A 21,569-nucleotide genomic window follows, 5' to 3' on the forward strand; every position below is an offset into this window, starting at 1 on the left:
TTTCTGAAAGTGTGCTGATCAAAATAATTAAAAAAAATAGATTGAATGACGACACAAAAGAGCACATCTTTACGATCACTAATCCCGTTTCTTATCTTTATTCTGGTATTCCTGGGTGCCGGAATTTATTACAATGATTTTTATGCATTACCATCACCTATCGCTATTGTTGTAGGGATAATATCAGCCTTCATTATAATTAAAGGAACTATCAAAGAGAAAACCTCTACCTTTTTGGAAGGTTGTGGTGACCGGAATATTCTTACCATGTGTATTATTTATATACTGGCAGGAGCTTTCGCTACAGTATCCAAATCAATAGGCAGCGTAGATGCTATTGTAAATATTGGCATCAACAACCTTTCACCGCAATATTATCCGGCAGGTATTTTCTTTGTTGCTTCATTTTTGTCAATAGCTTCCGGAACATCTGTAGGGACAATTGTAGCATTGGGACCTATTGCTGTCGGACTTTCCAATGCTGGTGGCTGCGATATTAATGTTGTAGGAGCAGCATTATTAGGAGGAGCCATGTTTGGGGATAATTTATCTATTATTTCAGATACTACTATTGCTGCCACTCAGATTTTAGGTTGTGATATGCGAGATAAATTCCGCAATAATATAGGATTTGCTCTGCCGGCAGCTATTATAGCATTCTTTATATATATTTATGTAGGAGCAGGAACTAACGAAGTTGCTCAGGCTGCTGCTCCTGTTAATATGTCTTCTGCTGTTTTGGTTATTCCTTATCTTGCAGTTATTATATTGGCGTTTTTTGGACTGGATGTCTTTTTGGTACTGATTATAGGTATTATACTGAGTGGTATTTTTGGTTTTATTTACCATGATTTTAGTTTTCTGGATTTTGGTAAAAAGGTATACGAAGGCTTTACCAGTATGACTGAGATATTCCTGCTTTCCCTACTTACAGGCGGGTTGGCCGCTATGGTTGAAAAAGCCGGAGGAATAGATAATCTTTTAAGACTGATCAGAAGCAAAATAAACGGACCAAAATCTGCATTGTTAGGGATCGGAACCTTCGTAGGCGTAACAGATGCAGCAACAGCAAATAACACCATTTCCATTGTTATTACCGGAAAAGTTTCCAGAAAAATTACCGAAGAATATAAGATCAGACCAAGAGTTACAGCCTCTATTTTAGATACATTTTCATGTTTTGTACAGGGGATTATCCCTTATGGTGCACAGATACTTATTCTTACCGGTTATAGTAAGAATACAATCAGCTATCCTGACTTACTGAAGAACAGTTTCTATCTTTTCTTACTCCTTATAGCAGTGTTCATATATATTTATGTCGGAAATATCAAGGAAGACAAAGTAGATGAAGAGAATTTAAATATTGCAAAAAATTAACATTGATTCATACCAACGGAATATTTTTTTTCTTAACTTTAAGATGTTGAAAATAAGAAAGTGAAATTATTCATCGACATAATTGTATTTGAGAATATAAATTTTGAAAAAAATTAAGGTTTGCACGTCGGCAAACCTTTTTTATTTTGTTGAACCAAAAAAAATGAGATGTTTTGATCTGGAAGTGCAGCCTGTACAGGTTGCACTTTTCTTTGGTAATTTCGCTAACTTGTGGCTTCTTAAAATTTCTGACCAATGTCTGTTTACGAACTCGATAAAACCTTCGAAAAGATCAACTTTAAAGAAACTCCTTTGCCAAAAGGTGATTATGAATTTTGCAGCTTTAATAACTGTGATTTTTCCGAAACGGATTTATTTTCGGTTTCGTTTACAGAGTGTCAGTTTGTGAATTGTAATTTTAGCCTTACAAAATTTGGAAGAACTAGCTTCAAGGATGTAAAGTTTAATGACTGCAAACTTATAGGACTGCATTTTGAAAATTGCAATCCTTTTGGTTTATCATTTCGTTTTGAGGATTGTCAGATTTTGCATTCTTCCTTTTATCAGCAAAATATTGCCAAAACGCTGTTCAAAAAATGCAGAATTATAGAGACTGATTTTACTGAGACTAATCTTTCCTATGTTGTTTTCGATAATAGTGATTTGTCTGGGGCTGTATTTTCAGGAAGTATATTAGAGCGGACTGATTTTCGGACAGCAAAATACTTTTCTGTTGATTTGTCAAAAAATAAAGTTAAAAAGGCGAAATTTTCAGCAGACAATCTGGTTGGCTTATTAGATAACTACGATCTGGAAATTGATTCTTGAGAAAGCTTTGCTTATCTTTGTTACAAACAGATTATTTATGGAACATCAATTTTTCAGAAAACTGGATGAAGGACAAATAGAAGAGATGGTAACAATGATGCGTGAGTTTTATGCAATCGATCAATACCCTTTCAACGAAGATCTTACCAGATCTAACTTCCACCAGTTTGTACAAAATCCGGACCTGGGAAGTGCTTTTGTTATGTACAATGAAGGAAATGAGGTGATTGGATATGTAATTCTGACTTATATATTCAGTTTTGAGTTTGGAGGAAGAATAGCTTTTCTGGATGAACTTTTCCTGAATGAGAAAGCAAGAGGTAAAGGCTATGGAAAACTGGCTGTAGATTTTGTAAAAGATTTTGCCAAAGATCAGGGGCTGAAAGTAGTCATGCTGGAAATTGAAAGGCATAACAAAAATGCATTGTTACTATACCTGAATAAAGGATTCAAAGAGCATTACCGTAATCTGATGATTTATTCACCACAAAATTAATGCTTGTATATTTTATACAATAGATTGTCTAAATCCCTGTTAAAGGGATTTTTTTATGACGTATGATTTAAATTTGCAGTATGGAAAATAGCATACAAAAAGGATTATCCCGATTACAGATTCTGATTATGGCCATTACTGCTGGTGTTAGTGTCGCCAGTTTGTATTATGTACAGCCTATTCTGGATGAGGTATCCAAATCTTTACATAAATCTGAAAACGAAGTAGGTCTTCTTCCTGCTTTGGCTCAGGCAGGTTATGGGTTAGGACTTTTTTTCATTACACCTTATGGCGATAAGATGAACCGGAAAAAATTAATCCTGTTAATGCTTTTTGTACTGGTTCTGGCACTATTTGGAATGGCTTTGATTCATAATCTTTATGGGATTTATCTGATGAGTCTGATTATAGGAGCAATGGGAGCTGCAGCTCAGGTTGTAATGCCTATGGCAGCAACGTTAGCAACAGAAAATAAAGGTAAAATAGTGGGAATGGTTTTCACAGGACTACTATCCGGAATTCTTCTGGCGAGGGTGGTAAGTGGCTATAGTGCCAGATTATGGGGATGGCAGTCTATCTACATGATTTCAGCTTTTGTCATAATGGTTATGATGGTTTTAGTGTATTTTACCCTGCCCAATGTTGGAACGCAATTTAGTGGAACCTATGGAGAGTTACTGAAAAGTACCATTGCACAGTACAAGCGTTTCCCGAAACTGAGAAGATTATCTATTATAGGAGCATTGGTATTTGGTGTTTTTTGCTCATTCTGGACTACAATTACATTTCACCTTACCGGAGAGCCATTTTTTCTGAAAAGTGATAAAATAGGTTTACTGGGCATTGTTGCATTGGGAGGTGCTTTGCTTGCTCCGGTTGTTGGAAGAATGGCCGACAAAGGAAGTCCTGCCCGTGGTATTTTGTACAGTATTCTGGTTGTAGTGGCTTCTGTGATCCTAATGATGGTATTTCCGTCGAATATATGGATGATTGTATTTTCTGTATTTATAATGGATGTTGGTGTACAGGCCATGCAGATTACCAATATTGCAACAATCTATACACTTGATGAATCAGCCAATAGCCGAATCAATACAGTTTATATGACGTGCTATTTTATAGGAGGGGCCTTAGGAACTGTTTTAGGTGTAAACTGCTGGCATTATGGCGGCTGGAATTTTGTGTTAATCCAGTTTATGGTTTTACTTGTTGCAGCAGTTTGTATAGCCGTTGTTAACATTAACCCAGAAAAATATAAGTTGAGATAAAAAAATATATATAACTTTGTCAGGGTCATGAAGAAAACCATTCTCATATTATTAGCATTTTTCTACTCTGCGGTATCCTCCGGTGCAGTAGTGAAAATGCATTACTGTGTAGAGGAAGTTATGACGTGTGGTATGAATCATACGCCACCGGTTTCTTCGCCCGACGAATGTAAAGTTGTAAAGATCCCAGATTGTTGTAAAACAAAACTGGAGCTTGTAAAAACCGATGTAGCTAAAAATGCAGAATTACTGCAATTGCAACTGGCCTCATCATTTGCATTGCTGCCTGAGGTTTCTTTTATTAGTCAGAATGTACTGTTTTCTGAAGAAGAGAAAGGACAGGATTATCTAAGCAATGCCCCGCCAGAGCTGCGGCAACTTCCGATTTTTATACTGAACTGTAATTTTAGATTATAGGATTTGATTAAAAACAGCTGTTTCTTAATGAAGCAGTATCCAGTAATGCTATGCAGGCATAGCCATTTTTTAATTCAAATTTTATAAAAATCTAAATTCAACAGACATGAAAAAATTATTTTTAAGCCTTTTATTCTCGGCTGCTTCTATTACCGCTTTTGCTCAAAAGTCAAACACTCAGATTGAAAAACTTTACCATAATTATATTGCTATAAAAAATGCCTTGACTCAGGATGATACAGCAAAAGCTTCTGCTGCTGCAAAAGTATTCTTACAGTCGGCATCTGCAGTTGATTTTAAAGTTTTATCAGAAGATAATGTCAATAAACTGAGAAAAGATGCAGGCGCTATTATAGAAGCCAAAAACCTGTCAACACAAAGAAATTATTTCTTCAACCTTTCCGATAATATGGCTGCAATAGCCAATCATTTTAAAGTTTCCTCAACTCCTGTTTATGTACAATATTGCCCTATGGCAAAAGGGCAGTGGCTGAGTGATGAAAAGGAAATTAAAAATCCTTATTATGGTAACTCTATGCTTACTTGTGGTTCAGTAAAGTCTGAAATTAAAAAGTAAACAAATGAGGAAATTACTGTTGATATTGTTTGTGTCTGGCTTTAGCCTTTCACAGGCACAGCATCAGCATGAAGGAAATTCCGGACAAAAAGCCAACTTACAGCAAAGTGCTGCAGTACAGAAATATACCTGTCCTATGCATCCTGAAGTGGTAAGTGATAAACCCGGAAAATGCCCTAAATGCGGAATGGATCTGGTGCCTGTAAAAGAGGAAAAGAAGATACAGGAAGATATGGATCTGAAAAGAAACCCTAAGAATGGACTTGTGAGTTTTGAAGGTAAGATTGTGCGATATGATCTGTATGTAAGTGATTCCATGGTGAATTATACCGGAAAACATGGCCATGCTTATGCTATTAATGGGCAGCTTCCTGCTCCAACACTCTATTTTACAGAAGGAGACACTGCAGAAATACATGTGCATAACAGGCTGAAAAAAGAAAACACAGCACTTCACTGGCATGGGGTAATGCTGGAAAATAAAGAAGATGGTATTCCTTTTCTTACCCAAAAGCCTATAAAACCTGGTGAGACATACATTTACAGATTTAAAATCTCACAGAACGGTACGTACTGGTATCATTCACATCAGGGATTACAGGAGCAAATGGGAATGTATGGTATGCTGGTTTTCCGAAAAAGAGGTGAAACTGAAGCAGACCGAAAAGTTCAGGCAGATATTCCTGTTATGCTAAGTGAATGGACAGACGAACATCCGCATCAGGTCATGCGTAGGTTACAGATGGGAGTTGCTGACTGGTATGCTATAAAAAAGAAATCTGTACAGAGTTATTCAGAGGCTATTGCTTCCGGAAATTTCTTTACCAAGCTAAAGAACGAATGGAAGCGAATGGAGGCTATGGATATCAGCGATGTCTATTATGATAAATTCTTACTGAATGGACAGCCTTCAGCTTCTTATAAAAATCTGAAGGCAGGAGACAAGGTAAGATTGAGAATTGCAAATGGAGGAGCTTCTTCTTATTTCTGGTTAACGTACGGTGGTGGAAAGATGACTGTAGTAGGAAATGATGGTAACGATGTAGAACCTGTAGAGGTCGATAAACTGATTATTGGTATTTCCGAAACTTATGATGTAGAGGTGACAATTCCTGAGAATAAAAGCTTTGAATTTCGGGCAACTTCTGAGGACAGAACCGGACATTCATCATTATGGCTGGGTGAAGGAGAAAAAGTTGAAGCTCCGGAGCTAAAAAGGCTGATGCTTTTTGAAGGTATGAAAAGCATGAACAATATGATGAAGATGAACGGAGATATGAAGCCGATGAACATGAAAATGGGATTACAAAGAATGGATGCTAATTCAGTTATGTATCCGGAAGTACCTGAAGAAGATAGAAAAGCTACAATGCAGCATCTGAAGGATATGATGAATCCTCCGAAGAAGACTAAGTCTAAAAAAGAAGATCATTCAGGTCATGATATGCCGTTGAAGCTTTCAGATTCCAAAGCAGATGAGCATGCCGGACATAATATGGAAACTAAAAATGAAGATGCTCCATTACAGCTTTCAGATTCTAAAGCAGACGAACATGCGGGGCATAATATGACCGATATGCCAAAAGAAAAGCCCGTTATTCTGAATTATGATATGCTGGCATCTACAGAAATGACATCATTACCTGCAGATGCTCCGGTAAAAGAGCTGAAATTTACACTGGAAGGAAATATGCGCAGGTATGTATGGTCGCTGGATAATAAAACAGTAGTAGAAACTGATAAAATTAAGATCAAGCGCGGTGAGATCGTTCGTATTACTTTATATAACAACTCCATGATGCGCCACCCAATGCACCTTCACGGGCATGATTTCAGAGTAATCAACAGCAAAGGAGATTATTCTCCATTGAAAAATGTACTGGATCTTATGCCTATGGAGAGTGTAACGATAGAGTTTCCAGCTAATCAGGATGGAGACTGGTTCTTCCACTGCCATATATTGTATCACATGATGGCAGGGATGGGAAGGATTTTCAGTTATGAAGACTCAAAGCCTAATCCCAATCTGACTAATCCTAAGAAAGACTGGAAGGACTTCCTGAAAGATAATCATATGTGGGCTCATACAGCTACTGTGGCATTAGAGTCCAGAAGTACACATGCTGCACTTAGAGTAGGTGATGCGCGTTATGAGCTGCAGGGAGAGCTGCATACAGGTTATACCAAAACAAATGGTTACGAAGCGGAAGTAAGATTCGGACGTTATTTAGGTAAATTCCAATGGCTGTATCCGTATATCGGATTCCAAACCAGAAGCAGAGACCGGGAATCTGGAGACGCCAGAAGAACAATGTTCAATCAGTTGGCACAGCATAATAACAGGCACGTTTTTACCGCTGGTTTCCAATATATCCTTCCGTGGCTGGTAACAGCAGATGCAAGTATTGACCAGAATGGTAAGGTAAGATTGGTATTGCAGCGTGAAGATATTCCGATAACACCAAGAATAAGAGGGAACTTTATGGTCAATACCGACCGTGAATACCGATTGGGACTTAGTTATATTCTTCAGAAGTGGCTGCAGGTATCCTCACATTATGATAGTGATATGGGATGGAGTGCAGGTTTAACTTTTGTTTACTAACTCTGATTATAGGTTTGTAAAACAACTGAGAATAAAATATAGATAACCGATAACTGTTTGATATTTCAAAATAGTTATCGGTTTTTTTGTAATAATTATTTATCTTCGGAAAAAATTATTGTTTATGAAGAAAATTGTATTGGCTGTAGGGTCGGCACTTGTTCTTTTTTCATGTGCTGTTCAGAATCCTCAGAAAGTATATGAAAGTTCCCTGAAAAGTATTTCGGCTGAGAACCTGAAACGAGACTTGTATATTATTGCAAGTGATGAAATGCAGGGAAGAGACACTGGTTCTCCGGGACAGAAGAAAGCCGGTGAATATATGATAAACCAATACAAAAAGAACGGGATAGGGCACCCACCCAGCATGAGTTCTTATTATCAGAAAGTTCCTTCAGAATACATGAGCAAAAGAAAGAAGATCAATGATTCTGAAAACATTCTTGCTTACATCGAGGGATCGGAAAAGCCAAATGAAATCATTGTAGTTTCTGCACACTATGACCACGTAGGAATGAACAATGGTCAGATCTATAACGGTGCCGATGATGACGGATCCGGAACTGTAGGTGTTATGGCAATTGCAGAGGCCTTTCATAAGGCTAAGAAAGCCGGACATGGACCAAAACGTTCTATTTTATTCCTTCACGTAACCGGAGAAGAGAAAGGTCTTTTCGGATCAAGCTATTATTCAGATAATCCAATTTTCCCATTGGCAAATACGGTAGCGGATCTGAATATCGATATGATAGGAAGAGTGGACCCGTTACACAAAGATAATCCGAACTTTGTATATGTAGTAGGTTCAGAAATGTTAAGCTCTCAGCTGAAAGAAGCCGTGGAAAAAGCTAATAAAGCAACGCACAACTTATATTTGGATTATAAATATGATGATCCGAAAGATCCGGACAGAATCTATTACCGTTCAGACCACTACAACTTTGCGAAGCACAATATTCCAATTGCCTTCTTCTTCGACGGTATTCACGAAGATTATCACAAGCCTACAGATACACCGGATAAAATAGACTATCCGTTGTTGATGAAGAGAACACAGCTGGTATTCACTATAGCATGGGATCTGGCAAACAGACCAGACAGAATTGTTGTAGACAAAAAATAATGTTAATATAAAAACATCTGTTTTTATGAAGTGGCCGGAGGATTTATTTCTCCGGTTTTTTTTATATAGATTCTCAAATTTGTGGATAAGAAAAAATACGGATATATCTGATTTACAGCTATTCTATTATAATAAAATTAAGAACGTTAATGTGGAAATGTTAGTAAGTAATACAGTTTCATTTTATGTAAAATTCTTATTTTTAGGTAATTATAAAATATAGCCTTATGGAAATAGTGTTAGTAAATAATAACGTTTCCGGTATCGGAGATAATTTCAGTGATGCAAAGTTTTATTTCGAGAATATCCGAAAGGAACTTTATCAAAAACTATCCGATTACTATGGAAAAGTGAGTCTATGTTTGATGCCAAACTTCAAGTTTAGCGTCAATATTGAAAGATGTGACAATATTGAGGAGGTAAAGAAGATTATTCACGATATGCCGAAGAATCTTCAGGAATGGATTTTTAAAAAATAGAAATAGAATTGAATGACCAATTAAGGCTTCCGTAAGGAAGCCTTTTTTAGTTTATAGTCTGCTAAATCTGACCAGGATATTTTATAAGATTCTTAGCCAAAGTTTAAAATATTTAGTTTCTGGGCTGGTTTTAGGTGAATACACAGACTGAAAATCAGATTGAAAATGATATTGTTTCGGGGTAAAATAAATTATTTACAGCATAGATATAAAATACAGGTAATGCCGTAACAGACGATGATTCAGCTTTTCAATCATTTTAAAATATCAACAATTTCCGACCCCAGCCTGAAATATTTACAAATGATAGGCAAAATTTTCTATATTTAGAACAGGAACAAATTCTTTTGTTTCTAATATCAACCGAAATTGGTTACACTTAGACGTGTATTAAAAGGGAATCGTGTGAGAATCACGAGCTGTCGCGCAACTGTAAGTAACAATATATAAGGTTATTATCAAAATAAGTTCACTGTTTATATAACATAATGGGAAGAACGATGATAACTGTTACAAGTCAGGAGACCTGCCTTTTTCGAATTGACGATGCTTTCGCGGTCTGAAGCTTACAGTCAGGTATGATACGTATTTTGTTTTTTGATAATAATAAAAAAGAAGCATATTCTGGTATTACCCAACATTATTATCATTTCACAGGAATGATATCCACAGAGTCATCTAATCTTCTGTAGTATATCCCGTATTCTGATCCTCTTAATATTCCTCCGTAAAAGTTTTTAGAAGGTACACAAAGAATGTGATTCTGGTTTTTAATCAGACTCTTTACTGACTTTGAAATTCTGCTGTCTCAAAGGACAAATAGCAACAGGCTTACAGATAGAAAAACATGAAATTAACAATAGTATTGAAATGAGTAAAAATGCGAGTTTAGGATCTCCCGGCTTACAATTCCGGGAAGCTATGCAAAAAGAAAACCCTCTTCAGATCGTTGGTGCCATTAATGCTAATCATGCATTATTAGCACAGCAAGCCGGCTTTAATGCAATATACCTTTCAGGAGGTGGTGTTGCTGCAGGTTCATTAGGCGTTCCGGATTTGGGTATTACGACATTGGATGATGTACTTACAGACATTCAGCGTATTACCAATGTATGCGATCTGCCTTTACTGGTAGATGTCGATACCGGTTTCGGCCCTTCTGCCTTTAATATTGCCCGTACAGTGACTTCGTTGATTAAAGCCGGAGCAGCAGCTTTGCACATTGAAGATCAGGTTGGCGCAAAACGTTGTGGCCACCGTCCGGGTAAGGAACTTGTGAGCAAAGAAGAAATGTCGGACAGGCTGAAGGCGGCAACAGATGCCCGTACAGACGACAATTTTGTTATCGGTGCCCGTACAGATGCTTTTGCTAATGAGGGGCTGGAAAAAACATTGGAACGTGCTGTGGCATATAAAGAGGCGGGAGCCGACTTTATTTTTGCAGAAGCTGTTCCGGATCTTAATGTTTATCAAAAATTCGTAGATGCTACAGGTATTCCTGTTCTGGCAAATATTACCGAATTCGGAATGATTAAAATGTACACTGTGGACGAGCTGAAAACAGCCGGGGTAGGACTGGTATTGTACCCGTTGTCTGCCTTCCGTGCTGCGAACAAAGCAGCCCTCAATGTATATGAACATATCCGCAAGGATGGTACTCAAGCCAATGTACTGGATACAATGCAGACCAGAGAAGAGCTGTACGCAAGTATTGGCTACTACGATTATGAGCAAAAATTAGATAACCTGTTTAAAACAAACCAAGATGTCAAGTAACGAAGGAACCTTTAAACCTAAAAAAAGTGTGGCTCTTTCGGGGGTAACAGCAGGAAATACAGCGCTTTGCAGTGTTGGTAAAAGTGGAAATGATTTACATTACAGAGGTTATAATATTCTTGATCTGGCTGTGAAAGCTCAGTTTGAGGAAGTTGCCTACCTGCTTATATATGGCCAGCTGCCTACAGAAGCACAATTAAAAAATTATAAATCCAAACTAAAGTCACTACGGGGGCTGCCTAACTCTGTGAGAAATATTCTGAAAAGTATTCCGGCAGCTGCACACCCAATGGACGTTATGCGATCTATGGTATCGGCTATTGGAAGTATACAGCCGGAGAAAGATGACCATAATGTAGCAGGAGCAAGAGATATAGCAGATAAATTATTAGCGTCTTTTAGTTCAGGATTGCTGTACTGGTATCATTACAGTCATAATGGGAAAGAAATAGAAGTGAATACTGATGATGATACAATTGGTGGCCATTTTCTGCATTTATTACATGGTAAGGAACCTTCTGAATCCTGGGTGAAAGCTATGCAGATTTCACTTAATCTGTATGCCGAACACGAATTCAATGCTTCTACTTTTACAAGCCGGGTTATAGCCGGAACAGGATCGGATTTTTATTCAGCGATTACAGGTGCAATTGGTGCATTAAGAGGTCCGAAACACGGCGGTGCCAATGAAGTTGCTTTTGAAATACAAAGCCGCTATAATTCTCCGGATGAAGCCGAAGCAGATATCCGCCAGCGGATTGCTAATAAAGAAGTGATTATAGGCTTTGGACATCCGGTATATACGATATCGGATCCACGAAATGTAGTTATTAAGGAAGTTGCCAGAGAGCTGTCTGAAGAATCTGGCGATATGCTGCTATTTAATATTGCTGAAAGACTGGAAACAGTAATGTGGGAAGAAAAGAAAATGTTCCCTAATCTGGATTGGTTCTCGGCAGTGTCTTATCATCAGATGGGAGTGCCGACACTCATGTTCACGCCATTATTTGTTATTTCCAGAGTAACCGGCTGGAGTGCACATATCATCGAACAGAGGCAGGATGGAAAAATCATCAGACCAAGTGCCAATTATATTGGACCAGAGAATAAAGAATTTGTCTCTATTAAAGACAGAAAATAGATCTTAAAATAACACCTAAATAATAAATAACATTCAACTTTAAATTACAATGAGCAATCATATATCTAACGAAAGACCGCAACCAGATCATGTTTTAACGGCTATTGCGGATTATGTACTGAATTACGAAATAAAGAATGATCTAGCCTGGAAAACTGCACACTATTGTCTATTGGATACTATAGGATGTGGTCTGGAGGCATTAACATATCCGGCATGTACCAAATTGCTGGGACCAATTGTAAAAGGAACCATTGTACCCAATGGTGCTAAAGTACCGGGAACACAGTTTCAGCTGGATCCGGTTCAGGCAGCTTTTAATATAGGCGCTATTATTCGCTGGCTGGATTTTAATGATACCTGGCTTGCTGCTGAATGGGGACATCCTTCGGATAATCTGGGCGGAATTTTGGCAACAGCTGACTGGTTGTCCAGAACGAATATAGCAGAAGGCAAAAAACCTCTGAAAATGGAACAGGTATTGGAAGCTATGATTATGGCACATGAGATTCAAGGTGTAATAGCTCTGGAAAATTCATTTAATAAAGTCGGACTGGATCATGTGTTGTTAGTAAAATTGGCGTCTACGGCTGTTGTCGGAAAGCTGATTGGCCTTACCAGAGACGAACTGATTAATGCTGTTTCGCTTGCATTTGTAGATGGGCAATCCCTAAGAACATACCGCCACGCACCTAATACAGGTAGTCGCAAATCCTGGGCAGCCGGAGATGCTACTTCCAGAGCTGTACGTCTGGCACTAATTGCCAAAACAGGGGAAATGGGTTACCCTTCTGTTCTGACTGCAAAAACATGGGGTTTTTATGATGTTTCCTTCAAAGGAAATGAGTTTAAGTTCCAGAGAGATTATGGTTCTTATGTTATGGAAAATGTTTTATTCAAAATTTCTTTCCCTGCTGAATTCCATTCTCAGACAGCTGTAGAAGCTGCTATGACATTACATAAAAAGCTGAATGAATTAGGAAAAACAACTGCAGATATCCGGAAGATTACAATCCGTACCCATGAAGCCGCTATCCGTATTATTGATAAAAAAGGACCTCTGAATAATCCTGCAGACCGCGATCATTGTCTTCAGTATATGATTGCGGTGCCTCTTATTTTCGGAAGACTTACTGCTGCAGATTATGAAGACAATATAGCATCTGATGCAAGAATAGATGTGTTACGTGACAAAATGGAATGTGTAGAAGATGTTCAGTTTACTAAAGATTATCACGACCCTGAAAAACGTTCCATTGCCAATGCGCTTACTGTAGAGTTAAATGACGGAACAGTATTGGAAGAAATAGTTGTTGAATATCCTATTGGGCACAAACGCAGGAGAGAAGAAGGTATTCCGGAACTGATTAAAAAATACAAAGTTAATCTGGCCCGTATTTTCCCTGAAAAGCAACAGCGGATTTTACTGGAAAATTCCCTGGATTATAATACACTGGTAAACCTTAACGTAAATGAATTCGTTGATTTGCTAGTGATCTAAACAATACTGAACGGAAAGTTAAGGAGCTATTGCAGCCGCCTTAGCTTTCCGTTTTTATTCCCTATACACCAATCCTTTTTATAATGTCAGAAAAAATCAAAATATTAATAAACGGTGCTTTTACAGAAAGTAAAGCTACCGAATACTTACCTGTAGAAAACCCGGCAACACAGGAAACTATTGCTGAGGTTCCGTTAACTTTGCTGTCAGAGATCGATGAAGCTATTGAAGCAGCATCTGCAGCTTTTAAAATATGGAAAGAAGTTGCTACTCCCGAACGTGCAAGGCTTTTTCTCAGATACCAGCAACTACTGAAAGAACACCAGAAGGAACTTGCAGAAATACTTTCCAAAGAAAATGGTAAAACCTTTGCCGATGCTATGGGAGATGTATGGCGCGGTATAGAGGTGGTGGAGCATGCTTGTAATATTCCTACACTGATGATGGGAGAGACTGTGGAAAATGTAGCAAGAGCGGTAGATACCTACAGTTATGTACAGCCATTGGGTGTATGTGCGGGTATTACGCCATTCAACTTTCCGGCAATGATTCCATTATGGATGTTTCCTATGGCTATTGCCTGTGGCAATACTTTTATCCTGAAGCCATCGGAGCAGACACCAATGACTTCTGTAAGAATGGCGGAGTTGTTTTATGAAGCGGGTTTTCCAAAAGGCGTACTGAATATCGTTCATGGTGCTAAAGATCAGGTGAATCATCTGCTGAATCATCCGGATATAAGAGCTATTTCTTTTGTCGGATCTGTTCCTGTTGCAGAACACGTTTACAGAACAGGAACCCATAACCTGAAACGGGTACAGGCTTTTGGCGGGGCAAAAAACCATATGGTTGTAATGCCTGATGCCAATAAAGAGCAGGTCATTAATAATCTGGTTGGAGCTTCCTGTGGAGCAGCAGGACAGCGCTGTATGGCAATTAGTGTTGCTGTTTTGGTGGGAGAGGCTCAGAACTGGATAGATGATATCAAAAAAGCACTAAGCACTATTAAACCTGGTTTCTGGTCCGATGAATCTGCAGCTTATGGTCCGCTGATCAATAAGCAATCCAAAGAAAAGGTTCTGAGACTTATCCGGAGTGCATATGATCAGGGAGCAGAAGTATTGCTGGATGGCAGTAATTGTACTGTAGAAGGTTATGAAAACGGATATTTTGTAGGGCCAACATTATTCAGTAATGTTTCAACAGATATGGACATTTATAAAGAGGAGATTTTCGGTCCTGCACTATTGTTACTGAAAGCTGATACGCTGGACGAAGCCATAAAAATTATCAATGCTAATCCTTATGGCAACGGGACTTCTATTTTTACCAATTCGGGTGCAGCAGCACGAAAGTTTCAACACGAAATAGAAGTAGGTCAGATCGGAATTAACCTGCCGATACCGGTTCCTTTACCATTCTTTTCTTTTACAGGCTGGCGCAAATCGTTTTTCGGAGACCTGCATTCCTATGGAAAGCAAGGGGTGCGTTTTTATACAGAAACCAAGACCATTACTGCACGCTGGTTCGAAGAGGATGTACTAGGAGGTAATGTGAATATGACTATAGCTTTAAAATAACGGACTGAAAATCATGTTCAGTACTCAATTTTTAACCGAATAAAATATGCAGTTTAACCTAAATGAAAACCAGTGTGCCTTTCAGGAGGCTGCGAGAAGTTTTGCCCAAAAAGAGTTAGCGCCGTATGCTTCGGAATGGGATGCTAAAAAGATATTCCCCAGAGAAGCTATTTTAAAAGCCGGAGAGCTGGGATTTTGCGGTATTTATACAAGTGAGGAGAGCGGGGGTTTAGGTCTTTCGAGACTGGATGCTGCGATTATATTTGAAGAACTGGCAGCAGCATGTCCGTCTACTACGGCCTATATTACTATTCATAATATGGTTTCATGGATGATTGATGAATATGCAAAAGATGAAATCCGACAAGAATTGTGTCACAAATTATCAACAGGAGATCTTTTGGGATCATATTGTCTTACAGAACCCGGATCCGGATCAGATGCAGCAAGCCTGAAAACAACAGCTGTAAAGCAAGGTAATAAATACCTGATAAATGGTACAAAAGCATTTATTTCCGGTGCCGGAGAAAGTGATGTACTTATTGTAATGGCTCGTACAGGAGATGCTTCTTCAAAAGGAATCAGTGCTTTTGTTGTTTCTGCCAAAAGCCCGGGAATAAGCTTTGGCGAAAACGAAAAAAAACTGGGATGGAATACTCAGCCAACAAGATTTGTATTTCTGGATCAGGTAGAAGTAGATGAAAGTCATCTTTTGGGAACATTGGGTGAAGGCTTTAAAATTGCTCTGAAAGGACTGGACGGCGGGCGTATTAATATCGGAACCTGTTCTGTAGGGGCTGCTCAGGGAGCCATTAATCAGGCACAACGTTATATGCATGAGAGACAGCAGTTCGGGAAATCTTTAGCGCAATTTCAGTCATTGCAATTTAAGATTGCAGATATGGTAACAGAGTTGGTTGCAGCAAGACAGATGATACATCTGGCGGCGTTTAAACTGGATTCTAGTGATCCTAATGCTGCGACATATTGTGCAATGGCCAAAAGACTGGCTACTGATATGTGTTTTAATATTTGCAATGAGGCCTTACAGATACTAGGCGGATATGGTTGTACTCAGGACTTCCCTGTAGAGAGACTAATGCGAGATGCAAGAGTACATCAGGTTGTAGAGGGTACAAATGAAATTATGAAATTGGTAATCTCCAGAAAAATACTGGAGGAAGGAGCTACGCTCCGGATCAGATAAAGATTAACTTTATAATCACGTCATTTTCACTTAAAAATATGGATTTAATACATACAGAAATAAAAAATAAAGTCGGTTTCATTACGCTTAATTCAGAAAAGACCCTTAATTCTCTTTCGCTTCCTATGATCGAGCAACTGGGTGTAGCCCTGAAAAAGTGGGAGTTGTCCGATGAAATTTCTTGCATCTTTTTGCAGGGTGCCGGTGAGAAAGCATTCTGTGCCGGAGGCGATGTAAGGAAGCTTCATGATGCTATTGTTGAACAACGGATTACTGATCCAAAGAAGGTTCCGCAGGAATGTCTTGATTTTTTCTCTAAAGAATACAAAGTAGATTATGCTATTCATACGTATCCCAAACCTGTAATTGTTTGGGGAAGCGGAATTGTCATGGGTGGTGGAATAGGCCTGATGGTAGGAGCTTCTCACCGTATTGTTACGGAGAAAAGTAAACTGGCTATGCCGGAAATTACAATTGGTTTGTATCCGGATGTCGGCGGAACCTGGTTTTTAAACAGAATGCCTTCTGCTTATGGATTGTATTCCGGTTTAACGGGAGCCAGACTGGATGGTGCCGATTGCCGATTTCTGGGGCTGGCAGATTATTACATAGAGTCAGATTCAAAAGAAGATCTGGTAAAAGCTTTGGAGCAGGCAGATTGGAGTGGCGGTCGCTATAAAACAGTTTCGGGGGTGCTGGAAAAGTTTTCAGCACGTACCAGAATGCCAGAATCTAAAGCCGCTGCTCGTGAGTTGTTCATCCGGAAATTTGAAGGAGTGAATACTCTAAAAGAGTTTACTGATATTCTAACAGCATATCAGGGAGAAGATGAATGGGTAGATGTAGGTATTAAAACTTTTAAATCCGGTTCTCCGAGTTCTGCAAGTATCATTTTCAGACAGCTGAAACAGGGTGTAAAACTGAGTTTGGAAGATGTATTTCGCTCAGAACTTAACTTATCGTGCCAATGTTGTATGCATCCGGATTTTGCAGAGGGCGTACGTGCTTTACTGGTAGATAAAGACCAGTCTCCGAAATGGATTCCGGCGACGCAGGATGAGGTTACAGAAGAATGGATAGATAGTTATTTTTCCTCTGTCTGGAATGATGAAGAACATCCTTTAAAGAATCTAAGTATAAATTAATCAATGATCATGAAAAAAATCGCATTTATAGGATTAGGAAATATGGGCGGCCCTATGGCTGCAAATCTTGTAAGAAAAGGCTATGATGTTAATGGTTTTGATCTTTCAGCAGATGCCCTGAATCATTTAAAAGAAGCCGGAGGTTATATTGCTGATTCTTCTGTAGAAGCTATTGCAGATGCAGATGTTGTTATTACAATGCTGCCTTCAGGAAAACATGTTTCCGATTTGTATTCTGACGAGTTTATAGCTCATCTGAAACCATATGCTCTTCTGATAGACAGCAGTACAATTGATACTGTTACTGCCAGAGCCGTTGCAGATAAAGTGCAGTTAAAAGGCTGTAGTATGATAGATGCACCTGTTTCCGGAGGAACCAGCGGAGCACAAGCCGGAACATTAACCTTTATTGTTGGGGGAACACTGGATAATTTTGAAAAAGCAAAGCCTGTATTAGAATGTATGGGAAAGAATATTTTCCATGCCGGAGAATCCGGAGCGGGACAGGTTGCAAAAATGTGTAATAATATGCTTCTGGCAGTTCATATGATTGGTACTTCGGAAGCTATTAATCTGGGAGTTAGGCAAGGACTGGATCCTAAAGTTCTGAGTGAGATTATGAAAAAGAGCTCAGGCGGGAACTGGTCTCTGGAAGTATACAATCCTTATCCCGGAGTGATGGAAAATACACCCGCATCAAAAGATTATGCAGGCGGTTTTGCTGTAGATCTTATGGCAAAAGATCTTGGCCTGGCTGCGGCGGCAGGACTGGAGACAAAAACTGCAACACCGCTGGGAAGCACAGCACTAAACTTGTACCGAATGTGGAGTGATGCCGGTAACGGGAAAATTGATTTCTCCAGTATTATCAGGTTTCTTAACAAACAATAACGACTATGAATTTCGAAACATTAATTTATACACAGGACGGTTATACCGGAATATTAACAATTAATCGTCCACAGGCTTTGAATGCTTTAAATGCAGATGTATTGAAAGAACTGAAAGTGTTTACAGACTATATTAAAACAAATAAAGAGATACGGGCTCTTATTATTACCGGAGCAGGTGATAAAGCTTTTGTGGCGGGAGCAGATATAAAAGCAATGCAGGGAATGACTCCCGAAGAGGCAGAAAGATTCTCGGTTACTGCCCAGGCGGTATTCGATGCTATTGAAGCATTGCCATTTGCTGTTATAGCTGCGGTAAACGGCTTTGCTTTAGGAGGAGGCTGTGAACTTGCATTGGCCTGTGATATTATTCTTGCGAGTGAAAAAGCTCGATTTGGTCTGCCGGAAGTTACATTGGGGCTTTTACCTTGTTTTGGTGGGACACAGCGTCTTCCAAGAGCAATAGGTTTGTATAAAGCAAAGGAAATGATTTTTTCGGGTGAGTTTTATACCGCGGAAAACTGCAAAGGATTTGGTTTTGTCAATCGAGTAACAGCTTCGGAAGATCTGTTGGATGAGGCCTGTAAGCTTGCTGGAACCATTGCTTCCAGAGGTCCTGTTGCAGTAGCGAAAGCAAAGCAATCACTGAATACAGGAACTGAAATACATCTCGATGAAGGATTAAAACAAGAAGCTTATCTCTTTGGCGAGCTCTTCAATACGGAGGATCATCATGAAGGCATAGGAGCTTTTATAGAAAAACGCAGTCCTGATTTTAAAGGAAAATAAAGATTATAATATATATGAGTTTGATAAGAGAGAAGTTGATGCTGCCGGAAGAAGGTAAGAAATTGTTATTGCATTCTTGTTGTGCACCATGCTCAGGAGAAGTGATGGAAGCAATAATAGCCTCCGGTATAGAGTTTACAATATTCTTTTACAACCCCAATATCCACCCCAAAAAGGAATATGACTTGCGGAAAGAAGAAAATATACGTTTTGCAGAAAAGTATAATATTCCTTTTATAGATGCTGATTATGATGTGGATAATTGGTTTTCCCGGGCCAAAGGAATGGAATGGGAACCTGAAAAAGGAGTACGCTGTACAATGTGTTTTGATATGCGTTTTGAACGTACGGCATTATACGCTTATGAAAATGGATTTGACGTTATATCCAGTTCTTTAGGAATATCCAGATGGAAGAATATGGAACAGATTAATGACTGTGGTCTACGGGCAGCTGAGCATTATGAAGGTATTACCTACTGGACCTATAACTGGAGAAAGAAAGGCGGTTCGGCAAGAATGTTGGAAATTAGCAAGCAGGAACAATTTTATATGCAGGAATATTGCGGCTGTGCTTATTCTTTGCGGGATACTAACAAATGGAGAATGGAAAATGGCCGGGAGAAAATAAAACTGGGAGAAAAATATTATGGTATCCATGAAGGGGATGGATAAAAGTAAAAAACACTGCTCTGAAAAATACAAATAGTTATCATAAAAAAGCCGTATCAAGAATTTTGATACGGCTTTTTATATTCTTTAGTCATGAATGAGCTTCTTCTAAGAATTTTGAGCTACGAACTTTTTGTAATTCTCTTCGTTTTTAAAATAGGCTACTTCACCATTATCACCAACCATCACGATATAAGCATTTGCTTTATCTATTTTTTCTCCACTGAATGGATCTGTGGTCTCTCTTACACTTTTATCTTTTGGAATACGCTCCACACACATTTCGCAACAACCATAATAAGTTTTTCCGTCATGGGGTACTTCTATTTGCTTCTTTCCCATATAAGCATCGTTTACCATGCATACGGTTTCATTCGGCACTTTATCTCCCTTTGCGTATTTACCATCAGACGATGTAGCTTTCATCTGATCTGCCATTGTCTGTGTCTGAGTTTCATTCTTTGGTTTGTCAGTGTTGCATGCGTATAGTATGACAGAACTGAAAATAATAAGAGATGTATTCCTAAGTGTTGTTTTCATTGCTAATATTATTTAATCAAAATGATCTTCAAAATTAACCTTAATACTGCAGCATAGTTTATCAAATTTTGGTAAAATTTTATATGAAAGTAAAATAAATGAGCACTAATGTTTCTTTATTTTTTTTATTGCTTTTTTATTAAAAATTATTTATAACTATTTGTAATAAAACTATTTATTAGTCAATATATTGATTTATTATTATTTTATATATAAAAGTAATTTCATATCAATTGAAATATTCAATAGATTAATTTTATTTATTTTGGCTATTTCCTGTTAATTATATCTGTTTAGTCGTTTGTTAATAGATGTTAAACTTGTTTTTTTTCTTTTAACCCCTTTTCCAAAAGTTTATCTAAGCTTAAAGAAAACTTAAAGAAAACTAATAGTAAATTAATAAACCTTAATTAGCATGTCTATACAAAAAAACATCTTTCAGACATTTAAAACTAAGAAGCTTCCTTTACTCACGCAATTTCATATTTGGAAAATTAAAAGACTGAATCCTGATTATTCTTATCATTTGTACGATGATGATGATATCGACAAATTTCTACAGGAAGAATTTCCAGCACGGTATTTTGAAGCTTATAAACGTTTAACAATCGGAGCTGCGAAGGCAGATTTTTTTCGTTATGCTATTCTCTATAAGAAAGGAGGAGTATATCTTGATGTAGACAGTGGTATTTCGAAACCTCTGAAAGCACTTATAAGACCTGATGATACCGCTGTATTAAGCAGAGAACGTCATCCTCAGTTTTTTGTACAATGGGCGTTGATCTATGAAAAAGGGCATCCTTTTCTGGCAAAAGTATTAGAACATATTGTTGATAATATTGAGAACCACAGATATCCAAATGATATTCATAAAACAACAGGACCTACAGCTTATACAAAAGGTATCGAAGCAAGTTTAAGAGAGAATCCTGAGATCTCATACAGAGTTTTTGATGGAATAGAATTTCGGGGATATCTAAAATTTAAATACAAATTAGGCAAGTTTTTTCTGTATTCAAGCAGAGCGGAACACTGGAAACAAAAGCAGCTTACAATGGATATTATAGATCCGCGAATGGTTAATGTTTAAATATAATATTCAATTAACTTACAAACCGTAGAATAAGATTAGCTTTGCGTAAATCATCAAAACAAT

Annotated in this window: 20 protein-coding genes and 1 riboswitch; of the genes, 19 read left to right on the top strand and 1 reads right to left on the bottom strand. The window is 38.2% G+C overall.

What is annotated here, in order from left to right; genetic code table 11:
- Positions 1 to 45 precede the first annotated feature (45 nt).
- From ATE49_RS11395 to ATE49_RS11485, 18 genes are all read left to right on the top strand, one after another.
- Positions 46 to 1,380, top strand: a complete 1,335-nt coding sequence (locus ATE49_RS11395) for a Na+/H+ antiporter NhaC family protein (RefSeq protein WP_065082280.1) — start codon at positions 46 to 48, stop codon at positions 1,378 to 1,380.
- Between the two features lie 255 nt (positions 1,381 to 1,635).
- Entirely contained in the window at positions 1,636 to 2,208 is a 573-nt protein-coding gene (locus ATE49_RS11400; protein ID WP_065082281.1) for a pentapeptide repeat-containing protein, read from the top strand.
- A gap of 37 nt (positions 2,209 to 2,245) precedes the next feature.
- Entirely contained in the window at positions 2,246 to 2,704 is a 459-nt protein-coding gene (locus ATE49_RS11405; RefSeq protein WP_045185528.1) for a GNAT family N-acetyltransferase, read from the top strand.
- Positions 2,705 to 2,784: 80 nt separating this feature from the next.
- The gene (locus tag ATE49_RS11410; RefSeq protein ID WP_179124243.1) at positions 2,785 to 3,972 is read left to right on the top strand and encodes an MFS transporter; all 1,188 of its coding nucleotides are present in this window, start codon (positions 2,785 to 2,787) and stop codon (positions 3,970 to 3,972) included.
- Between the two features lie 27 nt (positions 3,973 to 3,999).
- Complete coding sequence (locus ATE49_RS11415) at positions 4,000 to 4,389, top strand: HYC_CC_PP family protein (RefSeq protein ID WP_065082282.1); 390 nt, start codon at positions 4,000 to 4,002, stop codon at positions 4,387 to 4,389.
- A gap of 106 nt (positions 4,390 to 4,495) precedes the next feature.
- Complete coding sequence (locus ATE49_RS11420) at positions 4,496 to 4,966, top strand: DUF3347 domain-containing protein (protein WP_021347273.1); 471 nt, start codon at positions 4,496 to 4,498, stop codon at positions 4,964 to 4,966.
- A gap of 4 nt (positions 4,967 to 4,970) precedes the next feature.
- On the top strand, positions 4,971 to 7,571 hold the full coding sequence (locus ATE49_RS11425; protein ID WP_065082283.1) for a multicopper oxidase domain-containing protein: 2,601 nt from the start codon (positions 4,971 to 4,973) through the stop codon (positions 7,569 to 7,571).
- A 124-nt stretch (positions 7,572 to 7,695) separates the two neighbouring features.
- On the top strand, positions 7,696 to 8,694 hold the full coding sequence (locus tag ATE49_RS11430) for a M28 family metallopeptidase (RefSeq protein WP_045184013.1): 999 nt from the start codon (positions 7,696 to 7,698) through the stop codon (positions 8,692 to 8,694).
- 227 nt (positions 8,695 to 8,921) lie between these two features.
- The gene (locus ATE49_RS11440; RefSeq protein ID WP_034871456.1) at positions 8,922 to 9,173 is read left to right on the top strand and encodes a hypothetical protein; all 252 of its coding nucleotides are present in this window, start codon (positions 8,922 to 8,924) and stop codon (positions 9,171 to 9,173) included.
- A gap of 353 nt (positions 9,174 to 9,526) precedes the next feature.
- A riboswitch (cobalamin riboswitch) is annotated at positions 9,527 to 9,721 on the top strand.
- Between the two features lie 322 nt (positions 9,722 to 10,043).
- Positions 10,044 to 10,949, top strand: a complete 906-nt coding sequence (gene prpB / locus ATE49_RS11445; protein WP_065082344.1) for a methylisocitrate lyase — start codon at positions 10,044 to 10,046, stop codon at positions 10,947 to 10,949.
- On the top strand, positions 10,939 to 12,090 hold the full coding sequence (gene prpC, locus ATE49_RS11450; protein WP_065082285.1) for a bifunctional 2-methylcitrate synthase/citrate synthase: 1,152 nt from the start codon (positions 10,939 to 10,941) through the stop codon (positions 12,088 to 12,090). The genes prpB and prpC overlap by 11 nt, the downstream gene beginning before the upstream one ends.
- Before the next feature lie 49 nt (positions 12,091 to 12,139).
- Entirely contained in the window at positions 12,140 to 13,591 is a 1,452-nt protein-coding gene (locus tag ATE49_RS11455) for a bifunctional 2-methylcitrate dehydratase/aconitate hydratase (RefSeq protein ID WP_065082286.1), read from the top strand.
- A gap of 83 nt (positions 13,592 to 13,674) precedes the next feature.
- Positions 13,675 to 15,171 carry a CoA-acylating methylmalonate-semialdehyde dehydrogenase gene (locus tag ATE49_RS11460; RefSeq protein ID WP_065082287.1) on the top strand — a complete coding sequence of 499 codons (1,497 nt, stop codon included), beginning with the start codon at positions 13,675 to 13,677 and terminating at the stop codon, positions 15,169 to 15,171.
- A gap of 46 nt (positions 15,172 to 15,217) precedes the next feature.
- Positions 15,218 to 16,378, top strand: a complete 1,161-nt coding sequence (locus ATE49_RS11465; RefSeq protein ID WP_065082288.1) for an acyl-CoA dehydrogenase family protein — start codon at positions 15,218 to 15,220, stop codon at positions 16,376 to 16,378.
- A gap of 38 nt (positions 16,379 to 16,416) precedes the next feature.
- Positions 16,417 to 17,523, top strand: coding sequence for an enoyl-CoA hydratase/isomerase family protein (locus tag ATE49_RS11470; protein WP_065082289.1), 1,107 nt, complete (start codon positions 16,417 to 16,419; stop codon positions 17,521 to 17,523).
- Positions 17,524 to 17,532: 9 nt separating this feature from the next.
- Positions 17,533 to 18,414 carry a 3-hydroxyisobutyrate dehydrogenase gene (gene mmsB, locus ATE49_RS11475; protein ID WP_065082290.1) on the top strand — a complete coding sequence of 294 codons (882 nt, stop codon included), beginning with the start codon at positions 17,533 to 17,535 and terminating at the stop codon, positions 18,412 to 18,414.
- A gap of 5 nt (positions 18,415 to 18,419) precedes the next feature.
- Entirely contained in the window at positions 18,420 to 19,202 is a 783-nt protein-coding gene (locus ATE49_RS11480; RefSeq protein WP_065082291.1) for an enoyl-CoA hydratase-related protein, read from the top strand.
- Between the two features lie 14 nt (positions 19,203 to 19,216).
- Positions 19,217 to 19,876 carry an epoxyqueuosine reductase QueH gene (locus ATE49_RS11485; RefSeq protein WP_059345226.1) on the top strand — a complete coding sequence of 220 codons (660 nt, stop codon included), beginning with the start codon at positions 19,217 to 19,219 and terminating at the stop codon, positions 19,874 to 19,876.
- Positions 19,877 to 19,981: 105 nt separating this feature from the next.
- Here the strand turns inward: ATE49_RS11485 and ATE49_RS11490 are convergent, their stop codons facing one another.
- Positions 19,982 to 20,413 carry a hypothetical protein gene (locus tag ATE49_RS11490; protein ID WP_059345227.1) on the bottom strand — a complete coding sequence of 144 codons (432 nt, stop codon included), beginning with the start codon at positions 20,411 to 20,413 and terminating at the stop codon, positions 19,982 to 19,984.
- Between the two features lie 415 nt (positions 20,414 to 20,828).
- On the opposite strand from ATE49_RS11490, the gene ATE49_RS11495 reads away from it, so the two are divergent.
- The gene (locus ATE49_RS11495) at positions 20,829 to 21,503 is read left to right on the top strand and encodes a glycosyltransferase family 32 protein (RefSeq protein ID WP_065082292.1); all 675 of its coding nucleotides are present in this window, start codon (positions 20,829 to 20,831) and stop codon (positions 21,501 to 21,503) included.
- Positions 21,504 to 21,569 lie beyond the last annotated feature (66 nt).

Source organism: Elizabethkingia miricola (genome assembly GCF_001675285.1).
Lineage (GTDB): Bacteria > Bacteroidota > Bacteroidia > Flavobacteriales > Weeksellaceae > Elizabethkingia > Elizabethkingia miricola.